The following is a 21,563-nucleotide window of genomic DNA, read 5'->3' as shown; positions in this document are numbered from 1 at the left end:
GTGGGATGAGTATTCGCGATTGGCCTGTGGCTGAGCGTCCACGGGAGAAGCTTTTGGAGTGGGGCGCGGCGAGTCTGTCCGATGCCGAGTTGTTGGCAATCTTCCTGCGCACTGGGGTTTCGGGCAGAAGTGCGGTGGATCTGGCGCGCCATCTATTGGCGCAATTCGGAGGCCTTCGACCGTTGTTGGAGGCTAGCCAGACGCTGTTCATCCAGCATTTGGGGTTGGGCCCGGCGAAGTTTGCCCAGTTGCAGGCGGTGCTGGAAATGTCCCGGCGCCACTTGGCGGAGCGCCTGCGTAGCGATTCGGTATTGGAGAGTCCGCTCGCCGTGCGTGACTACCTCAAGGCGCTGTTACGGCATGAGCCCCACGAAATCTTCGGCTGCCTGTTTCTCGATTCAAAACATCGTGTGCTGGGCTTCGAGGCGTTGTTTGAGGGCACCATCGACACCGCCATCGTTTACCCTCGGCAGGTGGTCAAGCGTGCGCTTGCATATAACGCGGCAGCGCTGATCCTGTGCCATAACCATCCTTCCGGCAGTGTCGAACCGAGTGCGGCTGATCGAAAATTAACCAAGTTGCTGCAAAAGGCGTTGGAAGTCGTGGATGTGCGAGTGCTGGACCACATCATTGTGGGCGACGGTGACCCGCTGTCGATGGCGGAATATGGGTGGCTGTAGCCCCGCCCCATTGGGGCGGGGCGGGCTTTCACGGTTTGACGCTGACCTTGGAGAAGTCCTGGCGCCCAAACGGGCTCACCTGGTAGCCCTCGACATTCTTGCGCGCCAGTGCGAACGCCGTCGGGTGCGCAAGCGGTAGCCACAGGGCTTGCTGCTGGATCTGTGCCTGGGCCTGTTGATACAGCTTGCTGCGTACACCTTGCTCGCTGGTGGTCTTGCCGGCGCTGATCAGTTTGTCCAGGGCAGGGTCGCAGTAGCGGGCGAAGTTGGTGCCGGATTTCACCGCCGCGCAGGAGAATTGCGGGGTCAGGAAGTTATCCGGGTCGCCGTTGTCGCCAGCCCAACCCATGAACAGCAGGTCATGCTCACCGGCTTTGGCGCGGCGAATCAGTTCGCCCCACTCGATCACACGGATCTCTGCCTGGATGCCGACTTTGGCGAGGTCCGCCTGCAGCAGCTGCGCGCCGAGGTTGGGGTTGGGGTTCAGCAGGCTGCCAGTGGGGCGAGTCCAGATCGTGGTCTTAAAGCCATTCTTGAGCCCGGCGCGATCCAGCAGCGCCTTGGCTTTGGCGATGTCCTGTGGATAACCCGGCAAATCCTTGGCATAGCTCCAGGTATTCGGTGGATAAATGCCATTGGCTACTTCGGCGGTGCCTTCAAATACCGCTTTCAGGTAGCTGTTCTTGTCGAAGGCCAGGTTGATCGCCTGCCGTACTTCGGGCTTGTCCAGCGGCGGGTGCTGGCTATTGATCGCAACGAATGCGGTCATGAAGGCTGGGGTTTTTTCTACTTTGAGTGCGGGGTCTTTCTCGGCTTCACCCACATCCAGCGGCTTGGGCGACAGCGCGATCTGGCACTCATCGCGGTGCAGCTTCTGCAGACGCACGTTGGCATCCGGCGTAATGGCGAAGAGCAAGTTATCCACAGCCGGTTTGCCGGCGAAGTAATCCGGGTTGGCTTTGTAACGCACTACGGCATCTTTTTGGAAACGCACAAAAACGAACGGCCCGGTGCCGATCGGCTGGCTGTTGAGCTTTTCGGGCGTGCCGGCCTTGAGCAGTTTACCGGCGTATTCGGCCGGGTAGATCGAGGCAAAGCCCATGCTGAGGGCCGCGAGGAAGGTCGAGTCGGCGTGATCGAGGGTGAAACGCACGGTCAGCGGGTCGAGGGCGTCGATCTTCTTGACCAGTGCCGGCAATTGCAGAGACTGCGCATGCGGGAAGCCGCTCTGGGCAATCTTGTGCCACGGGTTGGCCGGGTCGAGCATGCGCTCAAAGCTGAAACGCACGTCTTCGGCGGTCAGGGTGCGACTCGGGGTGAAATACTCGGTGCGGTGGAATTTGACGTCCGGGTGCAGCTTGAAGGTGTAGGTCAGGCCGTCCGGCGACACTTCCCAGCTGTCTGCGAGGCTCGGCACCAGCTTGCCGCTGGCGGCGTCGTAGTCCACCAGGCGGTTCATCAGCACATCGGCCGAAGCATTGGTGGTGGTCAGGGAGTTGTACTGCACCACATCGAACCCTTCGGGGCTGGCCTCGGTGCAAACGCTCAAACTGGTGGCGGCTTGGGCCAGCGGCGCGATAAAGAGAGGGGCTAGCAATAGCGGTAGGGCAGCGAGGCGCATATTCAGTTTCCTTTGCAGATCGAAGGCCCATCTGCGAGTGCAGTCTGGAAAAAGCCTACCGTAGTGGTCTGTTTGATAAATGACTAGCCCATTTTTGCCTGTGCTTTTGGCGTAAATGCTGTTTTGATGGCGCCTCAGCGCGTTTCGTCTTGTACTTTTGTGTGCTGGCGGGCGTGGTAAATCATTCTGTGCGACGAGCGGTCGGCTGTTACAGCGGCCCCTCCTGGCAACGGTTCAGGCGTCTGTCGCCAACATTTATGCCGGTAAAAACACACGGGCTGTTGTTGCACTTGGGTCTTTCTGGTATAAAGCAGCGCTCTTTTCTAGGGGCCCGGTTCCTTCACTGTAGGTGTAGCCGGTAAGACCCTTAAAGAAACGCGGCGCCTGGCGCCAAATGACTGAGAGATTAAGCGGCCAACCCATGCCGGGTTGGGCATGTGGTTTTAGAGGGCTGAGGCATGTCGAGAGTCTGTCAAGTTACCGGTAAGGGTCCGGTGACTGGGAATAACATTTCCCACGCAAATAACAAAACCCGTCGTCGTTTCCTGCCGAACCTGCAGCATCACCGCTTCTGGGTTGAAGAAGAGAAACGTTTTGTTCGCCTGCGTGTATCTGCCAAAGGCATGCGTATCATCGACAAGCGTGGCATCACTGTCGTGCTGGCCGAAATCCGCGCCGCTGGCAAGATCTAAGGAGCTTTATCATGCGTGAATTGATTCGAATGATCTCTAGCGCCGGTACTGGTCACTTCTACACTACCGACAAGAACAAGCGTACTACCCCGGACAAGCTCGAAAAGAAAATGTTCGACCCGCGCGTTCGCAAGCACGTGATCTACAAAGAAGGCAAAATCAAGTAATTGATTTTCTTCCTTGTGAAAAAAAGCCCGTATCTCACGATCCGGGCTTTTTTTTGCCTGTGATTTGTTGATCAGGCTTTCTGTTCGAACACCACGTAGATCTTGCGGCACGGCTCCAGCACTTCCCAAGTGCCGCTGAACCCGGCGGGGATCACGAAGCGGTCGCCGGCGCGCAAGGTCTTGGCGTTGCCGTCGGCATCGCGCAACACGGAAACACCCTGCACAATCTCGCAGTACTCATGCTCCGTGTAATTGACCTTCCAATGCCCGACTTCACCTTCCCACACGCCGGCGCTCATCTGGCCGCACGGACTGTTGTAGTGGTTGTAGATCGTTTGTTCGGGGTCACCCTTGAGGATTTTCTCGGCGGCCGGACGGTAGCGGTCTGGGGCGGTGTTGGCTTGGCTGAAGTCGACGATGTCCTGGATGCTCATGTGCGTGTCCCGTCTGGCCTGCGGTTGGTGAGCCCAAAGTCTATGTTTATTAAAATGAACATCGCAAGGGCGTTTACCGCCGTTATGTCAAATATATTGAAACATCCCCAGCCGCTGGTTTAGGGTGGCAGCTGCCTTGAGCCGAACAGCAGGCTGGCCGGGCAAGAATTCTTTGAGGCTGCCGGGGGACATCACCTGGCCCTTGTATTCAATAAGAGGAGGACACTCGCATGACCACCCTGACCCGTGCCGACTGGGAACAACGCGCCAAGGACCTGAAGATCGAAGGCCGCGCGTATATCAATGGCGAATACACCGCCGCTGTTTCCGGTGACACCTTCGAATGCATCAGCCCGGTCGATGGCCGCCTGCTGGCCACCGTTGCCAGCTGTGACGTCGCCGACGCCCAGCGCGCTGTCGAAAATGCCCGCGCCACGTTCAACTCCGGTGTCTGGTCGCGCCTGGCGCCGGCCAAGCGCAAATCCACCATGATCCGTTTCGCCGCATTGCTCAAGGCCAATGCCGAAGAGCTCGCGCTGCTTGAAACCCTGGACATGGGCAAGCCGATCACCGACTCCCTGGAAATTGACGTGCCTGGCGCAGCGAATGCGCTGAGCTGGAGCGGCGAGGCTATCGACAAGATCTACGACGAAGTTGCCGCCACCCCGCATGATCAGCTGGGTCTGGTGACCCGCGAGCCGGTCGGTGTTGTCGGCGCGATCGTGCCGTGGAACTTCCCGTTGATGATGGCCTGCTGGAAACTCGGCCCGGCGCTGTCCACCGGTAACTCGGTGATCCTCAAGCCGTCTGAAAAATCCCCGCTGACCGCCATCCGAATCGCGGCTTTGGCCGTTGAGGCCGGTATTCCAAAAGGCGTGCTCAACGTACTGCCGGGTTATGGCCATACCGTGGGCAACGCGTTGGCGCTGCACATGGACGTCGACACCCTGGTGTTCACCGGTTCTACCAAGATTGCCAAGCAACTGTTGATTCGCTCCGGCGAGTCGAACATGAAGCGCGTGTGGCTGGAAGCCGGCGGCAAGAGCCCGAACATCGTGTTTGCCGATGCGCCGGATTTGCAAGCCGCTGCCGAATCCGCTGCTGGCGCCATCGCCTTCAACCAGGGCGAAGTGTGCACCGCCGGTTCGCGCCTGCTCGTGGAGCGTTCGATCAAGGACACCTTCCTGCCGCTGGTGATCGAGGCCCTCAAGGGCTGGAAGCCGGGCAACCCGCTGGACCCGGCGACCAACGTCGGCGCTCTGGTGGACACCCAGCAGATGAACAACGTGCTGTCGTACATCGAGGCCGGCCACGCCGACGGCGCCAAGCTGGTCGCGGGCGGCAAACGCACGCTGGAAGAAACCGGCGGTACCTACGTGGAACCGACGATTTTTGACGGCGTAACCAACGCCATGAAGATCGCCCAGGAAGAGATTTTTGGCCCCGTCCTGTCGGTTATCACCTTCGACAGCGCCGAAGAAGCCATCGCCATTGCCAACGACACCCAATACGGCCTGGCCGCGGCGGTGTGGACGGCGGATATCTCCAAGGCGCACCTGACCGCCAAGGCCTTGCGCGCCGGTAGCGTGTGGGTCAACCAATACGATGGCGGTGACATGACCGCGCCGTTTGGTGGCTTCAAGCAGTCGGGTAATGGCCGCGACAAGTCGCTGCACGCGTTCGACAAGTACACCGAGCTGAAGTCGACCTGGATCAAGCTGTAAGCCATACCGCTGATCCCCTGTAGGAGCCAGCTTGTGAGGGCGCCGGGTCTGCCGGCGATAGCAGCGCCAAGGTGTGACTGACACACCGAGGCGTCTGCAATCGCCGGTAAGCCCGGCTCCCGCATAAGCTCGCTCCTACAGTTCGTTTACAACCTCGGACATTTTCCACAGGAGCGTGGGCATGCGTTGGGCGACATATTTCGCCGTGCTGGCTTCGGTACTCAGCGTCGGCCTGGCCCTGGGCGTCAGCATGCCGCTGGTGTCCCTGCGTCTCGAAGGCTGGGGTTACGGCAGTTTCGCCATTGGTGTGATGGCCGCCATGCCGGCCTTCGGCGTGCTGCTGGGAGCGAAGGTCTCCAGTCGGTTGGCCGCATGGCTGGGCACTGCGAACCTGATGCGTTTGTGCCTATGGGCCGGTGCAGTGTCTATTGGCCTGCTGGCAATCTTGCCCAGCTACCCGGTCTGGCTGGTGCTGCGGTTGATGATCGGGGTGATCCTGACCATCGTGTTTATCCTCGGCGAAAGCTGGATCAACCAGTTGGTGGTGGAGCAGTGGCGTGGCCGACTCGTTGCGCTGTATGGCTGCAGTTACGCCTTGAGCCAACTGTCTGGCCCGTTGCTTTTGGGCGTGCTGGGTACCGACCATGATTATGCTTTCTGGGTGGGCGTGGGCTTGTTGATGGTCGCGCCACTGCTGTTGCTGGGGCGCTCCGGTGCGCCAACGGCCGATTCCTTCAGCGTCACCTTCGGCGACCTATGGCGTTTTTGTCTGAGTCTGCCGGCGATTGGCTGGGCGGTGGCGTTGTTCGCCGCGTTCGAAGCGATGATTCTGACGCTGCTGCCGGTGTATTGCCTGCAGCAGGGGTTCACGGCCGAGATCGCCCTGGCCATGGTCAGCACGGTGGTGGTTGGCGATGCGCTGCTGCAATTGCCCATCGGCGCATTGGCTGACTACCTGCCGCGACGCACGCTGTTCTTGAGTTGTGCGGTGCTGTTGCTGGTCTCGAGCCTGGCGATTCCGCTGCTGCTGCACACGCCGCTGATCTGGCCGGTGTGGGTGGTCTTCGGCGCCAGCGCCGGCGGGTTGTTCACGTTGTCGCTGATCCTGATCGGCGAGCGCTATCGCGACGACGCGCTGGTGCGCGCCAACGCTCACGTGGCGCAGCTGTGGGGCATCGGTTGCCTGATCGGGCCGCTGGTGGCCGGTGCGGGCAGCCAATGGATCAGTGGGCATGCATTGCCGTGGTTGATGGCTGCCGGCGCGTTGGGGCTGGTGGTGCTGTTGCTGCGCCAGGGCGCATTTGGCGTTGCACAGCCCGCCTGATTTGAAATGCGATCAACTGTGCGAGCGGGCAAGCCCGGCCCCACATTGGATCTTTGTTCCTACAGCATGCGTTCCAATCCGACTGAGGTGGCGAACCAGGCATTAAACCGACGCCACCAGCTGCCGGGTTCACGGCTCAGCGTGTGCAATTGGCCATTGTCTTCGGTCACCCATACCACCTGGCCGTCCTGCACTTTCGCCTGGTAGCTCAAGGCTGGTGACATGCCTTGCAGCGCGAGGTTGCGTACGTGCTCGGCCAGCTCGGGGCTGTCTACCAGCACGCCGACTTCGGTGTTCCACAGCACCGAGCGCGGGTCGAAGTTGAACGAGCCGATAAACGACTTCTGCCGATCAAAGATCATCGCCTTGCTGTGCAGGCTGGAGTCCGAGCCGTGGAAGGCGCCCCGGCGAAACAAGTGCGGACCGCTGCCACCGCTGGGGTCGCCGGGCTGGCGGCGCAGCTCGTAGAGTTTCACGCCGTGCTCCAGCAACGCCTTGCGATAAGGCGCGTAACCACCGTGCACGGCCGGTACGTCCGTGGCCTCCAGGGAGTTGGTCAGCAGGCTGACCGACACGCCTGCATCGGCGCGGCCGGTGAGGTACACCAGCCCGGGCTGCCCAGGTACGAAATACGCCGAGATCATTATCAGCTCATGGTTCACGCCTTCCAGCTCCGGCGCCAGTTGGGTGGTGAGCAGCAAGCGTGGGTCTGGGTCGGCTTCGGCCAGCACCTTGCTCGGCGCATCCCACAATGCCTGGTTCCACGCCCAGATCAGCTCGCGGCGCCAGATGTTCATGCGCGGTTGGGTCTGGTAGGTGCGCAAGCGGTTATACAGCGCGTGATTCTGCTGGCGAGATTCGGCCAGCGAATTTTGCAGGCGCACGCGTGCGGCGGCCAAGTCACCTTTGGACGGGCTGCTTGAGACGAAATCATCAATCGGTTTGCTCAGCGCGCTGTTCCAATACTGATCAAAGCTGTGCCCGAGCTGCTCGGCCACCGGGCCGACGCTGAGCATGTCGATATCGGTGAAGTTCAGGTTCGGCTCGGCGTCGAAATACTCGTCACCCAAGTTGCGCCCGCCAACAATTGCCACGCTGTTGTCCGCCAGCCATAGCTTGTTGTGCATGCGCCGGTGTTGGAGCGACAGGTTGAACAACCGCCCCATGGCCCGCGTCACGCCGGTGCTGCGGCCCAGGTGCAGGGGGTTGAACAGGCGAACCTGGATCTGTGGGTGGGCGGCGAGGGTGGCGATGGCTTGGTCGAGGCCGTCGCTGGTGGTGTCGTCCAGCAGGATGCGGATGCGCACGCCACGGTCAGCCGCTTTGAGCAGTTCATCCACCAACATGCGGGTGCTGATGCCGTCGTGCACGATGTAGTACTGCAGGTCGAGGCTGCTTTGGGCATTACGGATCAGTTCGGCGCGGGCCATGAAGGCTTCGCTGCTATTGGGCAGCAGGCGAAAGCCTGAGCGGCCCTGATACGGCGCGGCCTGGGCCTGGATCGAGCGGCCGAATGACGATTGCGCAGCGGGCAGCGCATCGCTGGGAATGCGCGGTGCATTGACTGTCGCGCAACCGCTCAGGGCCACGGCACCCAACAGGAAAAACGGTAAAAGCCGTCGAATCATCAAGGGCGCTGCTTCCACATCAGGGCAATTGTCGGCATATGACGGCTAATTCCTGCGAAAGGTCAGTCTGCAGTCTCGGCGAGCATTTTTATCGCCGCGGCGCCGACCTTGCGCACCGCTTCTTCGATCTGCGGGGTTGGCTTGGCCGCGTAGTTCATTCGCAGGCAGTTCCGGTACTTGCCGGAAGCCGAGAAGATACTGCCCACGGCCACCTGCACGCCCTGTTCGGCCAGCATGCGATTGAGCTTGAGGGTGTCGAAACCTTCGGGCAGCTCAACCCATAGCATGAAACTGCCCTGAGGCCGGCTCGCCCGTGTACCCGCTGGGAAATAGCGACTGACCCAATCGAGCATTAAGTCGCGATTGCGTTGATATTGTGCACGCATCCGCCGCAAATGCGGTTCGAAGTGGCCATTTTTGAGGAATTCGGCAATGGCGATCTGCGGCTGTGTCGCCGTGGAGCCGGTGCTGATGTATTTCATGTGCAGCACCCGCTCCAGGTAGCGGCCCGGCGCAACCCAGCCAATGCGCAAGCCAGGCGCCAGGGTTTTCGAGAACGAACTGCAAAGGAGTACGCGGCCATCTTCGTCAAAGGACTTGATCGTGCGTGGGCGCGGGTAGCTGTAGGCCAGTTCGCCATACACGTCGTCTTCGATGATCGCCACATCGAAGCGTTGGGCCAGGGTCAGCAGTGCGCGTTTGCGGGCTTCCGGCATGATGTAGCCCAAGGGGTTGTTGCAGTTCGGCGTCAGCTGGATGACCTTGATCGGCCACTGTTCCAGGGCCAATTCCAGTGCTTCAAGGCTGATACCGGTGAGCGGGTCTGTGGGGATTTCCAGGGCCTTCATGCCGAGGCCCTTAAGGGTTTGCATGGCACCGTGGAAGCTTGGCGAGTCGACTGCGACGATATCCCCAGGTTCGCAAATAGCATGAATACTGGCGGACAGTGCCTCATGGCAACCGGTAGTGATGACGATATCTTCGGCGTTGAGTTGGCAGCCGGAATCAAGAGACAGACGCGCGATCTGCTCGCGTAATTCCATACAGCCAAGGATGTTGTCGTAATACAGTCCGGGCATATCCTGGCGACGACTGATCCTTGCGAGGCTGCGCAGCAGGGGTTTGAGGGTCGGCGACAATACATCCGGCATGCCCCTGCCCATCTGTATGACATCTTTGCGGGGGACTGCGCGAATCAGTTCCAGCACCTGGTCCCACTGCGAGATTTCTACCGGCCGCTGGGCCGGGCGGCCGATTTCGGGCAGGGCCGGCAGCTCACGCCCGACGGGCACAAAGTAGCCGGATTTGGGCTTGGGCATCGCCAGGCCGTTGTCTTCCAGCAAGCGATAGGCCTGTTGAACGGTGCTCAGGCTGACCCCGTGTTCCACACTCAAAGCCCGTACCGAGGGCAAGCGATCGCCGGGGCGGTAGAAGCCCTGCTCTATGCGAGTGCCCAGCACTTCGGCGAGATTGACGTAGAGGGTCATGGCGGTCGCTCCCGGTGGACCATTACAGATACACAGAAAATACAGGATTCAGCCCCCTGAAGGCAGCATCTGTATTGATTTAATAAGAGTTGGTTGAATCTGTAATGGTTTTGCTCGCGCGCTCAAGCTAGTCACTCATGGCAACAGGCAAATGAGGGGCAGCAAAATGAGCGGCATGAGCGATGTGCGGTTGGCATTACACAGTCAGGAGTTGGAAGCGGGGCAGGAGCCGGCGATGTCGACGCCCGCCTGCGGCCGCTGGAGTCTTTTCTGGCACCGTCGCCACACGCGCAAGGCCTTGCTGAGCCTGACTCACGAGCAACTGCGTGACATCGGACTCAGCGCCGAGCAGGCGCGCCATGAAGGTTTGAAACCGTTCTGGCGTGACTGATTACACCCATTCTTTGAATCGGTGCCACAGCATCCCCAGCGCCAGCAGCGGCGAGCGCAGATGCTTGCCGCCGGGGAAGGTGATGTGCGGCACCTGGGCGAACAAATCGAAACGGCCCTGCTGCTGGCCACTGATCGCTTCGGCCAGCAGCTTGCCGGCCAGGTGCGTGGCGTTGAGGCCATGCCCTGCGTAGGCCTGGGCGTAATACACGTTGGGTTGATCGGCCAGTCGGCCGATCTGCGGCAGACGGTTGGCGCCGATGCCGATCATGCCGCCCCACTGGTAGTCGATCTTTACGTGCGCCAGTTGCGGGAACACCTTAAGCATTTTTGGCCGCATATAGGCGCCGATATCCTGAGGATCGCGTCCGGAATAGTGGCAGGCACCGCCGAACAACAGGCGGTTGTCAGCGCTGAGCCGGAAATAATCCACCGTCACCCGTTGATCACATACCGCCATGTTCTGCGGCAGCAGGCTGGCGGCCTGCGCTGCGCTCAACGGTTCGGTGGCAATGATGTAGCTGCCCGCGGGCAGCACTTTGCCGCTTAACTGCGGATTCAAGCCATTGAGGTAGGCATTACACGCCAGCACCAGGGTCTTGGCGCGTACGTTACCAAGGGCTGTGTGCACGTTAACCTGGGGGCCGTAGTCGATGCGCGTCACTTCGGACTGCTCAAACAGCTTCACGCCCAACTGCTGCGCGGCGGCCGCTTCGCCGAGGGCCAGGTTCAGCGGGTGCAAATGGCCGGAGCCCATGTCGATCATCCCGCCCGCATAGCGGTCGGAGCCGATCACGCTGCTCATTTCGCTGGCTTGCAGCAAGCGCACCTCATGGCGATAGCCCAGGCTGCGCAGTTCTTCGGCGTCTTCGGCGAAGCCTTGCAAGTGCTGAGGTTGGTTGGCCAGGTCACAGTAGCCCCAGGTCAGGTCGCAGGGGATTTGATAGCGCTCGACGCGCTCGCGCACAATCTCGACGGCTTCCAGGCCCATCAGCTTCATCTGGCGCACGCCGTCGGTGCCGATCACGTTGGCGAACTGCTCCAGGCCATGGCCGACGCCGCGAATCAACTGGCCGCCATTGCGGCCGCTGGCGCCCCAGCCGATCTTGCGCGCCTCCAGCAACACCACGCTATAACCCCGTTCGGCCAACTCCAGCGCCGTGTTAAGCCCTGAATAACCGCCGCCAATCACGCAGATGTCGGCGCTCACTTCGCCCGCCAGCGCCGGGTAATCGGGTTGCGGCACGCTGCTGGCGGCGTAGTAGGAAGTGGTGTGCCGGGCGCGGGCAGTCATCGGGAGCATCCCTGTTTGGAAAATTTGACGCAGGATACAGCGGTCGGACGAAGCTGTCTCATCAGGGCTTTTTGCGGCAGAATCCATGCCTATTCGCCGTTCGGTACGTGTTTCGATGAGTTGCAACAGTCAGAAAATCAGCGCGCTGCGCCGACAGATTCCTTCGTTCGAGTGCGTCCCCGGTTGCCACGACTGCTGTGGGCCAGTGACAACCTCGCCCGAGGAGATGTCGCGCCTGCCACGTAAGACTGCTGCCGAGCAGGACGCGGCCATGGACGAGCTGAACTGTGTGCACCTCGGGCCGAATGGCTGCACGGTGTATGACGAGCGTCCGCTGATCTGCCGCTTGTTCGGGACCACAAAGACCTTACCGTGCCCCAACGGCCGCGGGCCGGTGGAACTGATTCATCCACGGGTCGAAAAGCAGATCCACGACTACATGGCCAGCACTCGGCAGGTGCTGGTATAGCGGCTGCACGCGGTCAAACTGACGCAGTCGGGTCAATTAATCGGGGATGGGCAGGTTAAGGCTCTCTTTCACTTCTTCCATCACGATATAGCTTTTGGATTCGCGCACGTGGGGCAGTTTGAGCAGGATATCGCCAAGCAATTTACGGTACGACGCCATCTCGGAAATCCGCGCCTTCACCAGGTAGTCAAAGTCGCCTGAGACCAGGTGGCACTCCAGCACATGGGGCAGTTTCAGCACGGCGCGGCGGAACTCTTCAAAGGTGTCGCCGGACTTGTAATCGAGGCTGATCTCGACAAATACCAGCAAACTTCCCTTCAAATGCTGCGGGTTGAGCCGCGCGTTGTACCCCATGATGATTCCTTCACGCTCCAGGCGGCGAACCCGCTCCGTGCACGGCGTGGTCGACAGCCCGACCTTTTCCCCCAGCTCGGTGAACGAAATACGCCCGTCGGTTTGCAGGATGCGCAGGATATTGCGGTCGATCTTGTCCAGCTCCCGCTTGGTCTGGGTGTTGGTACGCATAGGGGATACGCCTCTGTGAAAAGGGTTTTTGCCGAGAATTGTCGCCAAATATAGGCATTTATATAGTGAAATGCACTGGTGATTGCTTTTTATACTGCGCCCATCATTGCTCGAATAACACACGTCAGCGGCTAAGCCCGTGATGAGGATATAAAAATGCGCGTTCTGGTCTTGGGTAGCGGCGTCATTGGTGTGACCAGTGCCTACTATTTGGCGCGGGCCGGCTTTGAAGTGGTCGTGGTCGACCGTCAGCCCGCCGCTGCCATGGAAACCAGTTTCGCCAACGCCGGCCAGGTATCCCCTGGTTATGCCTCGCCATGGGCCGCCCCGGGCGTACCGCTCAAAGCGATCAAATGGCTGCTGCAACGCCACGCACCGCTGGCGATCAAGGCCACTGCCGATATCGATCAATACCTGTGGATGGCGCAGATGCTGCGCAACTGCACCACCAGCCGCTATGCCGTGAACAAGGAACGCATGGTTCGCCTGTCCGAGTACAGCCGCGACTGCCTCGACGAGCTGCGCGCCGAGACCGGTATCGCCTACGAAGGCCGCAGCCTCGGTACGACCCAGCTGTTCCGCACCCAGGCCCAACTCGATGGTGCGGCCAAGGACATCGCCGTACTGAAAGAGTCCGGTGTGCCGTTCGAACTGCTCGACCGCGCCGGTATCGCTCGCGTTGAACCGGCCCTGGCCAGCGTCACCGACATCCTCGCCGGTGCCCTGCGCCTGCCCAACGACCAGACTGGCGACTGCCAGATGTTCACCACGCGCCTGGTGGAGATGTGCAAACAGCTGGGCGTGGAGTTCCGCTTTGAACAAGACATTCAGCGCCTCGACTACGCGGGTGACCGCGTCAACGGCGTGTGGATCGACGGCAAGCTTGAAACCGCCGACCGCTATGTACTGGCCCTTGGCAGTTATTCGCCGAAGTTACTCAAGCCGCTGGGAATCAAGGCGCCGGTGTACCCGCTCAAGGGTTACTCGCTGACCGTGCCGATCACCAACCCGGCAATGGCGCCAACGTCGACCATTCTCGACGAAACCTACAAGGTCGCGATCACCCGTTTCGACAACCGCATCCGCGTCGGCGGCATGGCTGAGATAGCCGGTTTTGACCTGTCGCTGAACCCACGTCGACGCGAAACCCTGGAGATGATCGTCAACGACCTTTATCCTCAGGGCGGTGATTTGACCGAAGCCACTTTCTGGACCGGCCTGCGCCCGACCACGCCCGACGGCACGCCGATTGTCGGTGCCACCCCGTTCAAGAACCTGTTTCTGAATACCGGCCACGGCACTCTCGGCTGGACCATGGCCTGTGGCTCTGGTCGTTTGCTGGCCGACCTGATGGCGAAGAAAACGCCGCAGATCAGCGCCGAAGGCCTCGATATTTCCCGTTACGGCAACCCTCAGGAGTCCGCAAAACATGTCCATCCAGCGCCAGCTCACCAATGAGCGCATGAGCCAGATCGTTGTTCACAGCGGTACCGTGTATCTGGCAGGGCAAGTCGGCGACGACATGAGTGCCGGGATTGAACAGCAGACCCGTGAAACCCTGGCCAATATCGAGCGGTTGCTGGATTTGGCCGGCACTGACAAAACCAAGCTGTTGTCGGTGACGATTTACCTGAAAGACATCGATGCCGACTTCGCCGGCATGAACGCGGTGTGGGACACATGGCTGCCCAAAGGCGTCGCTCCGGCCCGCGCCACGGTTGAAGCCAAGCTGTGTGAACCGGAAATTCTGGTGGAGCTGTCCGTCGTGGCCGCGCTGCCTTAACCAAGATCCCTCTCCCGGTGCCGACGCTGTTGGTCGGTGCCGGTTTTTTCTTCACTCGCCGCCTAGAAGCCTGCCGCCATGCGTCCTGCCCGTGCCCTGATTGACCTCCAAGCCCTGCGCCATAACTATCAACTGGCCCGTGAAGTCACGGGGGCCAAAGCCCTCGCCGTGGTCAAGGCCGATGCCTATGGTCACGGTGCCGTGCGCGTCGCCCAGGCGCTGGAAGCCGAGGCCGACGGTTTTGCCGTGGCGTGTATCGAGGAAGCGCTGGAGCTGCGTGCTGCCGGTATTCGTGCGCCGGTATTGCTGCTCGAAGGTTTTTTCGAGGCCGACGAGCTGCCGCTGATCATCGAGCACGATTTTTGGTGCGTGGTGCATTCGCTGTGGCAGTTGGAAGCGATCGAACAAGCACGGTTGAGCACGCCGCTGACCATCTGGCTCAAGCTGGATTCGGGCATGCACCGTGTTGGGCTGCATCCTAAGGATTATCACGAGGCGTACCAGCGCCTGCTGGCCAGCGGCAAAGTGGCGAAAATTGTACTGATGAGCCATTTCGCGCGTGCCGATGAACTCGATTGTGTGCGCAGCAATGAACAGGTGGAGGTGTTTGAAGCGGCGCGCCAAGGTCTGTCGGCCGAAGTCAGCCTGCGCAATTCGCCGTCGGTGATGGGGTGGGCGAACGTGGCCAGCGACTGGGTGCGCCCGGGCATTATGCTCTACGGCGCCACGCCGTTTGGTGAGGAGCAGGCCATCGCCGCGCGTTTGCAGCCGGTGATGACCCTGGAATCGAAAGTCATCTGCGTGCGCGAACTGCCGGCCGGTGAGCCGGTGGGCTACGGCGCCAAGTTCATCACGCCGAAACCCATGCGCATTGGCGTGGTTGCCATGGGTTATGCCGACGGCTACCCGCGCCACGCGCCGACCGGCACGCCGGTGCTGGTGGCGGGGCAGCGCAGCCAATTGCTGGGCCGCGTGTCCATGGACATGCTGTGTGTCGACCTCACCGACGTGCCTCAGGCCGGCCTCGGCTCCCCCGTTGAGCTGTGGGGCAAGAACATCCTCGCCAGCGACGTTGCGGCCGCCGCCGAGACCATCCCCTACCAGATCTTCTGCAACCTGCGCCGGGTGCCAAGGCTCTATTCCGGGGCTTGAACGCCGCCTACGAGCAGAGCTGGCCGGGATTTAGGCCCAAGTGTTGTAAATACTGAACGCTGTCGCCATGATAACGCTCAATTACAACAAAGCCTGAATCCTAGGAGGCTCCTGCATTGGACGTCGGCGAACGACTGCAATCCATCCGTAAACTGAAGGGTCTTTCCCAGCGCGAGCTCGCCAAGCGTGCGGGTGTCACCAACAGCACCATTTCGATGATCGAAAAAAACAGTGTCAGCCCCTCGATCAGCTCCTTGCGCAAGGTGCTGGGCGGCATCCCCATGTCCATGGTCGAATTCTTTTCCGAGGAGATCCTCCAGGAAATACCGACCCAGATCGTCTATAAAGCCAATGAGCTGATCGACATCTCTGACGGCGCCGTCACCATGAAACTTGTGGGCCGCGCGCACCCGAGCCGGGCGATTGCGTTTCTCAACGAAATTTACCCGCCGGGCGCCGACACCGGCGAAGAAATGCTCACCCACGAAGGTGAGGAAACCGGGATCCTGGTGGAAGGCCGCCTGGAGTTGGTGGTCGGTCTTGAAACTTTTGTGCTCGAAGCTGGCGATAGCTACTACTTTGAAAGCACCAAGCCTCATCGTTTTCGTAATCCGTTCGACGTGCCGGCGCGACTAATCAGCGCAGCCACACCCGCGAACTTCTGACAGAAGAGGCGTCCTGCCAGTGGTGCAGAGACACCCGTAGCTGCATTCCGCGAAGCTGAATCTCCCTTTATTTAATAGGGTTGTTTCAGCCGGGCGGGCTAACCGTTATACTTTCGCCGCCTGCGAAACCGTGGCCGCAGGCGTGAATAGCCACCATTGAGGGTGAACGCGTGAACCTAATTATGAAAATGCTGGCTGCACCAGCAACCGTACTGGCCCTATGGGCTGTCAGCGCTCAAGCTGCGACCAATGATGAAATTGCCAAGCGCCTGGAGCCTGTCGGCCAAGTTTGTGTTCAGGGCCAGGAATGCAAAGGGATGGAAGTGGCCGTGGCAGTGGGCGGCGGCGGCGGTGCGAAAACGCCGGACGAGGTGATCGCCAAGCATTGCAATGCGTGCCACGGCAGCGGGTTGCTGAATGCTCCGAAAATCGGTGACGCGGCTGCCTGGAAAGAGCGGCTTGGCCATGTGGATGCCGTATTGGCAGAGCTCAAGATCGAGGACCCGCAGAAAGGCACCAAGGGTTTGGCGCAGGTCGCCAAACACGGTTTGAACGCTATGCCGCCGATGGGCACCTGTACTGATTGCAGCCTTGACGACCTTGAAGGTGCAATCAAGAAGATGTCTGGCCTGTAACCCGCCGATCTTCGCCAAAAACGCCGCTTACGAGCGGCTTTTTTGTGCCTGGAATTTGTATTTCGAGGCTGTTCATTGCAGCAAAGACCCGGCAAGCTCGGTCCAACCCCTAATCATGGAATGTCAGGAGGGTCGGATGGTGCAGTTGTGTTCAATCGAGCAAGCAGTTGACGACGTACTGGCGCGTTTGCCGGCGCATATCCATATGGGCATGCCCTTGGGCCTGGGCAAGCCGAATCTGTTCGTCAATGCGCTGTATCGGCGTATCGCCAAGTTGCCGGAGCGGGCGCTGACCCTCTACACCGCGCTGGCCCTGGGCCGACCAACGATGGGCGATGGCTTGCAAAAACGCTTTCTCGAACCTTTTATCGAGCGGGTGTTCGGCGATTACCCCGAGCTGGATTTTCTCGCCGACCTGCACAAGGACAGCCTGCCGGCGAATATCCGCGTGCAGCAGTTCTTCATGCAGCCCGGCAGCCTGCTTCACAGTGCATCGGCGCAGCAGGATTACGTCAGCAGCAATTACAGCCACGCGGCACGCGACATCAACGCAGCCGGCCTGAATCTGGTGGCGCAGCTGGTGGCCAGCAGCCCTGAGCACCCGGATCGCCTGAGCCTGAGCTGCAACCCCGATATCACGCTGGACCTGCTGCCCATGATCGAGAAGCGCCGTGAGGCCGGTGAAACCATTCTGATCGTTGGCCAAGTGCACAGCGACTTACCCTACATGCCCGGCGACGCCGAGTGGGGCATGGGCGAATTCGACTACCTGATCGACGAAAAGGACAGCACCACGCTGTTCTCCACACCGAATATGCCTGTGGGCCTCCAGGACCATTTTATCGGCCTGCACGCCAGCACTCTGGTGCGCGATGGTGGCACCTTGCAGATCGGTATCGGCTCCATGGGGGATGCGCTGACCGCCGCCTTGTTGGCGCGCCAGGCCGATAACGAAGCCTATCGGCTGCTGCTGACCGACCTCGATGTGTATCAGTGGGCGCCCTTGATCAGCCACGAAGGCGGCGTCGCGCCCTTTGCCCGTGGCCTTTATGGCTGCAGCGAAATGTTCGTCAACGGCCTGCTGGTGCTGGCCGATGCCGGCATTATCCGGCGCAAGGTCTACCCGGATGTGGCGACACAGCAGCAAGCCAACGCCGGAACGCTGGATGACGCGGCCCAACCTGACGGCATTTCGATCCACGGCGGCTTCTTCCTCGGGCCGCGCAGTTTTTACCAGCGCTTGCAGGAAATGACTCACGCCAAGCGCCTCGAATTCAACATGACCCGCATCAGTTACATCAACGAGCTCTACGGTCAGGAAGAACTCAAGCGCCTGCAGCGCCTGGATGCGCGGTTTATCAACAGTGCAATCATGGTGACGTTGCTTGGGGCTGGCGTAGCGGACCAGTTGGAGGACGGCCATGTACTGAGCGGCGTCGGCGGGCAGTACAACTTCGTTGCCCAGGGCCATGCGCTGGAAGGTGCCCGTTCGATATTGATCCTGCGCAGCTGGCGCGAGTCGGCGGGGCAGGTCAGTTCCAATATCGTTTGGGAGTACGGCCACTGCACCATTCCTCGACACCTGCGCGATATCGTCATCACGGAGTACGGGATTGCCGATTTGCGTGGGCAGACGGATGCCCAAGTGATCGAGGCGCTGCTGAATATTACCGACTCGCGCTTTCAGGGGGACTTGATCGAACAAGCGCAGAAGGCCGGCAAGTTACCCAATGACTTCCAGCTGGCCCCGCGCTTTGCCGACAACACACCGGAGCGGCTCAAGGGCATTCAGGCCCGCCATCGCCGGCTGTTTCCGGAGTACCCGCTGGGCACTGACTTCACGGATGAGGAAAAGGATCTGTTGCGAGCGTTGAACTGGCTCAAGAGCAAATTCAAGCTGACAGAGATTCTGGAGTTGGGCAAAGCGGCGCTGGATGCACCGGAGCCGGAGGCGTTTCCCGAGCATTTGAAGCGGATGCGGCTGGATCAGCCGGAGGGGTTGAAAGAGGATTTATACCAACGCTTGCTGCTCGCCGGCCTGCAGGCCACCGCGCACTGACAGCCCAACGCAAAACCAAATGTGGGAGCGGGCTTGCTCGCGAAAGTGGTGTATCAGTCGACTTATTCATTGACTGACACAGCGCATTCGCGAGCAAGCCCGCTCCCACAGGGTTAACTGCATTCAGGCAGCGATTACTCGATGAAAGTGACCACGCCACCCGCCAGCGACTTCACCCGCGCCAGCGACTCAACCCGATAACCCTGCGCATCCAGCTCCGCACGGCCACCCTGGAAGGATTTCTCGATCACAATCCCCAGGCCGGCAACGGTTGCGCCCGCTTGCTTGATGATCGAAATCAGCGCCTGGGATGCCTTGCCGTTGGCCAGGAAGTCATCGATGACCAGCACGCGGTCGCTGCTGGTCAGGTGGCGCGGGGAGATCGCCACCGTGCTTTCCACCTTCTTGGTGAAGGAATACACGGTCGCCGACAGCAGGTTTTCTGTCAGGGTCAGGGATTGCTGCTTGCGGGCGAAAATCACCGGCACACCGAGGTTCAGGCCGGTCATGATCGCCGGTGCGATGCCCGAGGCTTCGATGGTGACAATCTTGGTGATGCCCGAGTCCTTGAACCGCGCGGCGAATTCGTCGCCGATGAGCTTCATCAGCGCCGGGTCGATCTGGTGGTTCAGAAAGGCGTCGACCTTGAGTACCTGGTCGGAAAGCACGATGCCTTCTTCGCGAATTTTCTTGTGCAGTGCTTCCACGGAAAGCTTCCTCTAATGGCGCGGTGTGCGCCGAAAGTAGATTAAAAAGTAGTCGATTTTAGCGCTTTAACATCGCGCGTATATCCGCCAGAGCGGTGTTGCCGCGAACGGCCTTCACCTCGGTCGGGGTGTCGTCATTGCCTTCCCAGGCCAGGTCATCCGGCGGTAGCTCGTCGAGGAACCGGCTGGGGGCACAGTCAATGATTTCGCCGTACTGCTTGCGCTTGGCGGCAAAGGTAAAGGCCAGGGTCTGACGCGCGCGGGTAATGCCCACGTAGGCCAGGCGCCGTTCTTCTTCGATAGTGTCGGCTTCGATGCTGGAGCGGTGTGGGAGAATTTCCTCTTCCATGCCCATGATGAACACGTAGGGGAATTCCAGGCCCTTGGACGCATGCAAGGTCATCATCTGCACGCCTTCGGCACCGTCTTCCTCTTCTTGCTGGCGTTCGAGCATGTCGCGCAACACCAGTTTGCCGATGGCGTCTTCGACGGTCATCTCGCCGTCTTCGTCTTTTTCCAGGGTGTTCTTCAGCGCCTCGATCAGGAACCAGACGTTGCCCATGCGGTAATCCGCGGCCTTGTCGCTGGAGCTGTTGGTGCGCAGCCAATTTTCATAGTCGATGTCCATGACCATGCTGCGCAGGGCACTGATCGGGTCTTCGCCGGCGCACTGTTCGCGGACCTTATCCATGAAGCGCTTGAAGCGTGACAGGCGATCGGTGAAACGCGTGTCCAGGTGTTCGCCCAGGCCGATTTCGTCGGTGGCGGCGTACATCGAGATCTTGCGTTCGGTGGCGTAGTTGCCGAGCTTTTCCAGGGTGGTGGAGCCGATTTCCCGGCGCGGCACGTTGATCACGCGCAGGAAGGCGTTGTCGTCATCCGGGTTTACGATCAAGCGGAAGTAGGCCATCAGGTCTTTTACTTCCTGACGTCCGAAAAAGCTGTTGCCGCCCGACAGGCGATACGGCACCTGGTGGTGCTGCAATTTCAGCTCGATCAGCTTGGCCTGGTAGTTACCGCGATAAAGGATCGCAAAGTCGCTGTAGGGCCGGTCGGTGCGCAAGTGCAGGCTGAGGATTTCCACCGCGACGCGCTCGGCTTCGGCGTCTTCGTTACGGCAACGGATCACGCGAATTTCGTCGCCATGGCCCATCTCGCTCCACAGCTGTTTTTCAAACTCGTGGGGGTTGTTGGAGATGAGTACGTTGGCGCAACGCAGAATACGGCTGGTAGAGCGATAGTTCTGCTCCAGCATCACCACTTTCAGGGACGGGTAGTCGTCCTTGAGCAACATCAGGTTTTCTGGCCGCGCGCCGCGCCAGGCATAGATCGACTGGTCATCGTCGCCGACCACGGTGAATTGGTTGCGCGTGCCGATCAGCATTTTCACCAGCAGGTACTGGCTGGCGTTGGTGTCCTGGTATTCGTCCACCAGCAGGTAGCGGACTTTGTTCTGCCACTTTTCGAGGATGTCGGCGTGTTCCTCGAACAGCTTCACCGGCAGCAGGATCAGGTCGTCGAAGTCCACCGCGTTGAACGCCTTGAGCGTGCGCTGGTAGTGGGTGTAGACGATGGCGGCGGTCTGTTCCTTGGGGTTGCGCGCGTTTTCCAGGGCCTGGGGCGGCAGGATCAGGTCGTTTTTCCAGGCGCCGATCATGTTCTTGATCTCATCCACGCCGTCGTCGCCTGCGTATTCCTTTTGCATGATGTCGGTCATCAGCGACTTCACATCGGTTTCGTCGAAGATCGAGAAACCTGGCTTGTAGCCCAGCCGCGCATGCTCCTTGCGGATGATGTTCAGCCCCAGGTTGTGGAAGGTGCACACCGTGAGGCCGCGGCCTTCGCCGCCCTTGAGCAGCGTGCCGACACGTTCTTTCATTTCGCGCGCGGCCTTGTTGGTAAAGGTCATGGCGACGATGTACTGGGCACGGATGCCGCAGTTCTGGATCAGGTGCGCGATCTTGCGGGTGATCACGCTGGTCTTGCCGGAGCCAGCACCGGCGAGCACCAATAGAGGGCCGCCGACGTAGTTCACGGCTTCTTGCTGCCGGGGGTTGAGTCGGGACATACAGAATTCAGGGAGTCGTTGTTCAAAAGGGCGGGCATTTTAACAGGCTCGCAGGATTC

21 protein-coding genes are annotated in these 21,563 nt (G+C 60.3%); 13 read left to right on the top strand and 8 right to left on the bottom strand.

The features are described from left to right. Window positions 1-5: 5 nt before the first annotated feature. Window positions 6-680 carry a RadC family protein gene (gene radC, locus CPH89_RS09285; protein WP_053258659.1) on the top strand — a complete coding sequence of 225 codons (675 nt, stop codon included), beginning with the start codon at window positions 6-8 and terminating at the stop codon, window positions 678-680. Between the two features lie 28 nt (window positions 681-708). Here radC and CPH89_RS09280 read toward each other — a convergent pair whose 3' ends face one another. Beyond that, entirely contained in the window at window positions 709-2,301 is a 1,593-nt protein-coding gene (locus CPH89_RS09280; protein ID WP_053258658.1) for an ABC transporter substrate-binding protein, read from the bottom strand. Window positions 2,302-2,759: 458 nt separating this feature from the next. On the opposite strand from CPH89_RS09280, the gene rpmB reads away from it, so the two are divergent. Next, window positions 2,760-2,993, top strand: coding sequence for a 50S ribosomal protein L28 (gene rpmB / locus CPH89_RS09275; RefSeq protein ID WP_003176907.1), 234 nt, complete (start codon window positions 2,760-2,762; stop codon window positions 2,991-2,993). A gap of 11 nt (window positions 2,994-3,004) precedes the next feature. Next, a complete protein-coding gene (gene rpmG / locus CPH89_RS09270; RefSeq protein WP_003176906.1) occupies window positions 3,005-3,160 on the top strand; it encodes a 50S ribosomal protein L33 in 156 nt (51 codons plus the stop codon). Between the two features lie 71 nt (window positions 3,161-3,231). Here the strand turns inward: rpmG and CPH89_RS09265 are convergent, their stop codons facing one another. Continuing rightward, window positions 3,232-3,594, bottom strand: a complete 363-nt coding sequence (locus CPH89_RS09265; protein ID WP_053258657.1) for a cupin domain-containing protein — start codon at window positions 3,592-3,594, stop codon at window positions 3,232-3,234. 230 nt (window positions 3,595-3,824) lie between these two features. On the opposite strand from CPH89_RS09265, the gene CPH89_RS09260 reads away from it, so the two are divergent. Next, window positions 3,825-5,318 (top strand): aldehyde dehydrogenase, encoded by a 1,494-nt coding sequence (locus CPH89_RS09260; RefSeq protein WP_053258656.1) that lies wholly within the window; start codon window positions 3,825-3,827, stop codon window positions 5,316-5,318. 181 nt (window positions 5,319-5,499) lie between these two features. After that, window positions 5,500-6,642, top strand: coding sequence for an MFS transporter (locus tag CPH89_RS09255; protein ID WP_053258655.1), 1,143 nt, complete (start codon window positions 5,500-5,502; stop codon window positions 6,640-6,642). Between the two features lie 59 nt (window positions 6,643-6,701). Here CPH89_RS09255 and CPH89_RS09250 read toward each other — a convergent pair whose 3' ends face one another. Continuing rightward, window positions 6,702-8,270 carry a phospholipase D family protein gene (locus CPH89_RS09250; protein WP_053258815.1) on the bottom strand — a complete coding sequence of 523 codons (1,569 nt, stop codon included), beginning with the start codon at window positions 8,268-8,270 and terminating at the stop codon, window positions 6,702-6,704. 62 nt (window positions 8,271-8,332) lie between these two features. Beyond that, complete coding sequence (locus CPH89_RS09245; RefSeq protein ID WP_053258654.1) at window positions 8,333-9,757, bottom strand: aminotransferase-like domain-containing protein; 1,425 nt, start codon at window positions 9,755-9,757, stop codon at window positions 8,333-8,335. Window positions 9,758-9,923: 166 nt separating this feature from the next. Here CPH89_RS09245 and CPH89_RS09240 point away from each other — a divergent pair, with 166 nt between their 5' ends. Then, window positions 9,924-10,148 carry a DUF1127 domain-containing protein gene (locus tag CPH89_RS09240; RefSeq protein WP_053258653.1) on the top strand — a complete coding sequence of 75 codons (225 nt, stop codon included), beginning with the start codon at window positions 9,924-9,926 and terminating at the stop codon, window positions 10,146-10,148. Here the strand turns inward: CPH89_RS09240 and CPH89_RS09235 are convergent, their stop codons facing one another. Continuing rightward, on the bottom strand, window positions 10,149-11,441 hold the full coding sequence (locus CPH89_RS09235; protein WP_053258652.1) for an NAD(P)/FAD-dependent oxidoreductase: 1,293 nt from the start codon (window positions 11,439-11,441) through the stop codon (window positions 10,149-10,151). Between the two features lie 115 nt (window positions 11,442-11,556). Here CPH89_RS09235 and CPH89_RS09230 point away from each other — a divergent pair, with 115 nt between their 5' ends. Further along, a complete protein-coding gene (locus CPH89_RS09230) occupies window positions 11,557-11,910 on the top strand; it encodes a YkgJ family cysteine cluster protein (RefSeq protein WP_053258651.1) in 354 nt (117 codons plus the stop codon). Between the two features lie 36 nt (window positions 11,911-11,946). On the opposite strand, the gene CPH89_RS09225 is transcribed toward CPH89_RS09230, so the two are convergent. Beyond that, window positions 11,947-12,435: an Lrp/AsnC ligand binding domain-containing protein gene (locus tag CPH89_RS09225; protein WP_003176896.1), complete on the bottom strand. Its 489-nt coding sequence runs from the start codon at window positions 12,433-12,435 to the stop codon at window positions 11,947-11,949. Between the two features lie 156 nt (window positions 12,436-12,591). Here CPH89_RS09225 and dadA point away from each other — a divergent pair, with 156 nt between their 5' ends. The 6 genes from dadA to CPH89_RS09195 all read left to right on the top strand — a co-directional run bounded on the left by dadA (window position 12,592) and on the right by CPH89_RS09195 (window position 18,729). Further along, window positions 12,592-13,893, top strand: coding sequence for a D-amino acid dehydrogenase (gene dadA / locus CPH89_RS09220; RefSeq protein ID WP_053258650.1), 1,302 nt, complete (start codon window positions 12,592-12,594; stop codon window positions 13,891-13,893). Then, window positions 13,865-14,218 carry a RidA family protein gene (locus CPH89_RS09215; RefSeq protein ID WP_053258649.1) on the top strand — a complete coding sequence of 118 codons (354 nt, stop codon included), beginning with the start codon at window positions 13,865-13,867 and terminating at the stop codon, window positions 14,216-14,218. The genes dadA and CPH89_RS09215 overlap by 29 nt, the downstream gene beginning before the upstream one ends. A 78-nt stretch (window positions 14,219-14,296) precedes the next feature. Next, entirely contained in the window at window positions 14,297-15,370 is a 1,074-nt protein-coding gene (alr, locus tag CPH89_RS09210) for an alanine racemase (RefSeq protein WP_053258648.1), read from the top strand. Window positions 15,371-15,486: 116 nt separating this feature from the next. After that, window positions 15,487-16,035: a cupin domain-containing protein gene (locus tag CPH89_RS09205; protein WP_003176893.1), complete on the top strand. Its 549-nt coding sequence runs from the start codon at window positions 15,487-15,489 to the stop codon at window positions 16,033-16,035. 182 nt (window positions 16,036-16,217) lie between these two features. Continuing rightward, window positions 16,218-16,670 carry a c-type cytochrome gene (locus CPH89_RS09200; protein ID WP_053258647.1) on the top strand — a complete coding sequence of 151 codons (453 nt, stop codon included), beginning with the start codon at window positions 16,218-16,220 and terminating at the stop codon, window positions 16,668-16,670. 136 nt (window positions 16,671-16,806) lie between these two features. Beyond that, complete coding sequence (locus tag CPH89_RS09195; RefSeq protein ID WP_053258646.1) at window positions 16,807-18,729, top strand: acetyl-CoA hydrolase/transferase C-terminal domain-containing protein; 1,923 nt, start codon at window positions 16,807-16,809, stop codon at window positions 18,727-18,729. A 134-nt stretch (window positions 18,730-18,863) separates the two neighbouring features. On the opposite strand, the gene CPH89_RS09190 is transcribed toward CPH89_RS09195, so the two are convergent. Together CPH89_RS09190 and rep are read right to left on the bottom strand one after the other, a co-directional pair. Then, the gene (locus CPH89_RS09190; RefSeq protein ID WP_053258645.1) at window positions 18,864-19,436 is read right to left on the bottom strand and encodes a xanthine phosphoribosyltransferase; all 573 of its coding nucleotides are present in this window, start codon (window positions 19,434-19,436) and stop codon (window positions 18,864-18,866) included. Between the two features lie 58 nt (window positions 19,437-19,494). Further along, the gene (rep, locus tag CPH89_RS09185; RefSeq protein ID WP_053258644.1) at window positions 19,495-21,504 is read right to left on the bottom strand and encodes a DNA helicase Rep; all 2,010 of its coding nucleotides are present in this window, start codon (window positions 21,502-21,504) and stop codon (window positions 19,495-19,497) included. Window positions 21,505-21,563 lie beyond the last annotated feature (59 nt).

This window comes from Pseudomonas fluorescens (genome assembly GCF_900215245.1).
Taxonomy (GTDB): Bacteria; Pseudomonadota; Gammaproteobacteria; order Pseudomonadales; family Pseudomonadaceae; genus Aquipseudomonas; species Aquipseudomonas fluorescens.
This window is presented reverse-complemented; position numbering and strand designations above follow the sequence as displayed.

Coding starts and splice junctions, on each gene's coding strand:
- radC (WP_053258659.1), top strand. CDS start 6: ATGAGTATTCGCGATTGGCCTGTGGCTGAGCGTCCACGGGAGAAGCTT.
- CPH89_RS09280 (WP_053258658.1), bottom strand. CDS start 2,301: ATGCGCCTCGCTGCCCTACCGCTATTGCTAGCCCCTCTCTTTATCGCG.
- rpmB (WP_003176907.1), top strand. CDS start 2,760: ATGTCGAGAGTCTGTCAAGTTACCGGTAAGGGTCCGGTGACTGGGAAT.
- rpmG (WP_003176906.1), top strand. CDS start 3,005: ATGCGTGAATTGATTCGAATGATCTCTAGCGCCGGTACTGGTCACTTC.
- CPH89_RS09265 (WP_053258657.1), bottom strand. CDS start 3,594: ATGAGCATCCAGGACATCGTCGACTTCAGCCAAGCCAACACCGCCCCA.
- CPH89_RS09260 (WP_053258656.1), top strand. CDS start 3,825: ATGACCACCCTGACCCGTGCCGACTGGGAACAACGCGCCAAGGACCTG.
- CPH89_RS09255 (WP_053258655.1), top strand. CDS start 5,500: ATGCGTTGGGCGACATATTTCGCCGTGCTGGCTTCGGTACTCAGCGTC.
- CPH89_RS09250 (WP_053258815.1), bottom strand. CDS start 8,270: ATGATTCGACGGCTTTTACCGTTTTTCCTGTTGGGTGCCGTGGCCCTG.
- CPH89_RS09245 (WP_053258654.1), bottom strand. CDS start 9,757: ATGACCCTCTACGTCAATCTCGCCGAAGTGCTGGGCACTCGCATAGAG.
- CPH89_RS09240 (WP_053258653.1), top strand. CDS start 9,924: ATGAGCGGCATGAGCGATGTGCGGTTGGCATTACACAGTCAGGAGTTG.
- CPH89_RS09235 (WP_053258652.1), bottom strand. CDS start 11,441: ATGACTGCCCGCGCCCGGCACACCACTTCCTACTACGCCGCCAGCAGC.
- CPH89_RS09230 (WP_053258651.1), top strand. CDS start 11,557: ATGAGTTGCAACAGTCAGAAAATCAGCGCGCTGCGCCGACAGATTCCT.
- CPH89_RS09225 (WP_003176896.1), bottom strand. CDS start 12,435: ATGCGTACCAACACCCAGACCAAGCGGGAGCTGGACAAGATCGACCGC.
- dadA (WP_053258650.1), top strand. CDS start 12,592: ATGCGCGTTCTGGTCTTGGGTAGCGGCGTCATTGGTGTGACCAGTGCC.
- CPH89_RS09215 (WP_053258649.1), top strand. CDS start 13,865: ATGTCCATCCAGCGCCAGCTCACCAATGAGCGCATGAGCCAGATCGTT.
- alr (WP_053258648.1), top strand. CDS start 14,297: ATGCGTCCTGCCCGTGCCCTGATTGACCTCCAAGCCCTGCGCCATAAC.
- CPH89_RS09200 (WP_053258647.1), top strand. CDS start 16,218: ATGAAAATGCTGGCTGCACCAGCAACCGTACTGGCCCTATGGGCTGTC.
- CPH89_RS09195 (WP_053258646.1), top strand. CDS start 16,807: ATGGTGCAGTTGTGTTCAATCGAGCAAGCAGTTGACGACGTACTGGCG.
- rep (WP_053258644.1), bottom strand. CDS start 21,504: ATGTCCCGACTCAACCCCCGGCAGCAAGAAGCCGTGAACTACGTCGGC.